Source organism: Neisseria sp. N95_16 (assembly GCF_002551535.2).
GTDB lineage: Bacteria > Pseudomonadota > Gammaproteobacteria > Burkholderiales > Neisseriaceae > Neisseria > Neisseria brasiliensis.
In genome coordinates, this window is sequence record NZ_PDBT02000138.1 from 1 (window position 1) to 2,082 (window position 2,082).

The 2,082-nt window shown below is 49.0% G+C and carries 4 protein-coding genes; 1 reads left to right on the plus strand and 3 read right to left on the minus strand.

Going from position 1 to position 2,082, the window contains the following annotated elements; all coding sequences use genetic code 11:
• Both CRG49_RS12795 and CRG49_RS12800 read right to left on the minus strand, forming a co-directional pair.
• A partial coding sequence (locus CRG49_RS12795; protein WP_097784577.1) for a helix-turn-helix domain-containing protein occupies positions 1-273 on the minus strand: 273 nt, incomplete at its 3' end.
• Positions 274-385: 112 nt separating this feature from the next.
• Positions 386-1,027 (minus strand): NAD(P)H-binding protein, encoded by a 642-nt coding sequence (locus CRG49_RS12800; RefSeq protein WP_095502920.1) that lies wholly within the window; start codon positions 1,025-1,027, stop codon positions 386-388.
• 201 nt (positions 1,028-1,228) lie between these two features.
• Between CRG49_RS12800 and CRG49_RS12805 the strand changes: the two genes are divergently transcribed.
• Positions 1,229-1,801: a DUF4126 domain-containing protein gene (locus CRG49_RS12805; RefSeq protein WP_095502921.1), complete on the plus strand. Its 573-nt coding sequence runs from the start codon at positions 1,229-1,231 to the stop codon at positions 1,799-1,801.
• 70 nt (positions 1,802-1,871) lie between these two features.
• Here the strand turns inward: CRG49_RS12805 and CRG49_RS13420 are convergent.
• The coding region (locus CRG49_RS13420) for an IS30 family transposase (RefSeq protein WP_198515146.1) at positions 1,872-2,082 on the minus strand (211 nt) is incomplete at its 5' end.

A 2,082-nucleotide genomic window follows, 5' to 3' on the forward strand; every position in this document is an offset into this window, starting at 1 on the left:
CATGTAGCGTAACTCTTCAATCAGCTCTGCCTGAGTTTTTTCATGGTCGGGTTTGTCGACGATAAAGGGATTCTTGCGTTTGGTCTGCATAGTCTTCATAAGCGTAGCCTGTGGGTGTTGAAGTGCGGTTATACCGCCTTGGCAGTAGGCGGCAATCCAACGGCGCAGATGTGTGCGTGAGACGTTGAAATGGTCTGCGGTGCGCTGTTGGCTGTGCACTTGATGGTAATGGAGTACGGCTCGGTATTTGAAGTCTAGTGTATATTTGGACATAAGAAAACTGCACCTTTTTAAAGTTGGGGGAAAGTGTCCAACTTTTGGGGTGCAGTTCACTTGTTTTCAGACGGCCTTTTTATTGAATGCTAATTTAATCAATCAATTGAATTTACGCTTCAAGCAATGCCCAAATATCTTCTTTTTCCAAAATACCGGTGCGTTTGAGTATGAAGCTTTTAATCATGGCGGTGGCGAGTTGTTCGGTCGGTAAAGGTCTTTGCGCCAACAGCAAACCAAAGCCATTTAAAAATTCTAAAGCTTTTTCTGCCCAAACTTCGCTGCTGCGGTCGCTGTTGGGGCGTTTTAACAATGGCGGGCGCAGGATGCTGGTGTGTTCAAAATCTAAATCGGTAATGGCGTGCTCCAATTCGCCTTTTATACGCATGTAAAACGATTTGGATTGGGGATTGGCCATGCCTGCGGAAACCAGCACATAATGCGCCACACCGTTTTGTCGGGCGGCTTGGGCGAATTGGTATTGGTAGGTGAAATCGATCTGGTATTGCTTCTCTTGGCTGCCGGCTTGTTTGATGGTGGTGCCGAGGCAGCTGAACAATACGTCGCCGCTGACTTTATCCTGCCAAGTGTGGGGTTTGTCAAAGTCGATGACTTCGACCGTGAGTTTAGGGTGGGTAAAATCCAGCGGTTTGCGCACGAATACGGTGACGTTGTCGATATCCGGATGTTGCAGCAATTGTTGGGTCAGTGGTTTACCGGTGGCACCGGTTGCGCCAATAATCAAGGCTTTCATGTTGTTCCTTTGTATTTTTCACGGCTTGGCTAAATCAAAATGCAGGCAAATTAAAGGTGGGGCCGTCTGAACAGCTTGGTTTGGCTTATTGTCGCATAAAAATCGGTCAAAACGCATTTAGGCCGTCTGAAAACGCATCTTCATTGTTCAGACGGCCTGTTTGCGCGTATAGTAGGCATTATTTAATTTTGAAAACACATCATGACTTTTACCACGATTTTAAGTATCGCACTGGGCATAGGCTTGGCGGCTAGTTCCGGCTTTCGCGTATTTTTGCCGCTGTTTGCCCTGAGTTTGTCGGCTTATTTCGGGCTGTGGCCAATTAATGAAAGCTTTGAATGGCTGGCTTCCACACCTGCACTGATTATTTTAGGCGTGGCGACGGTGGTCGAAATCGGCGCTTATCTGATTCCGTTTATCGATAATTTGTTGGATACCTTGGCTGTGCCGCTGGCCGGTTTGGCAGGTACGGCGGTGATGGCTTCGACCACGGCAGATTTAAGCCCTGCGGTGACTTGGACGTTGGCCATTATCGCGGGCGGCGGTGCGGCTGCGGCAATTAAGGGCGTGAACGCGACTACGCGTGCGGCGAGTACGGCCACTACGGCCGGCTTGGCGAATCCCGTGGTATCGGTAGCGGAAACTGGCATCGCAACGGTGATGGCGGTATTGAGTTTGTTTGTGCCGTTTTTGGCGGTGGCGGTGTTGTTGCTGATTGGTTTTTGGTTGTGGCGCAAATACCGTCAGTATCGGCAGCGGGCGCAAACAGTTTGATAAATATTGAACAGGCCGTCTGAAAGTTAATCTTTCAGACGGCCTTACATTCGCATTTCAAGTGCAACGCTCAAATGCCATTGGCAAGGGCTGCTGAAAACAGATCACCCGGTGTCTCATAGTCCAATGTCTTTCTCGGTCGGCGGTTAAGGGCCTCCTCAACCGCTTTAATCTTTTTAGCACCCAGTTTCCTAAAATCCGTCCCCTTTGGGAAGTATTGTCTGATCAGCCCGTTGGTATTCTCCACCAAGCCTTTTTCCCAAGAATGGTATGGACGGCAG

Excerpts from the sequence above, each read along its gene's own strand:
- CRG49_RS12805 (WP_095502921.1), top strand. The coding sequence starts at position 1,229 with ATGACTTTTACCACGATTTTAAGTATCGCACTGGGCATAGGCTTGGCG.
- CRG49_RS12800 (WP_095502920.1), bottom strand. The coding sequence starts at position 1,027 with ATGAAAGCCTTGATTATTGGCGCAACCGGTGCCACCGGTAAACCACTG.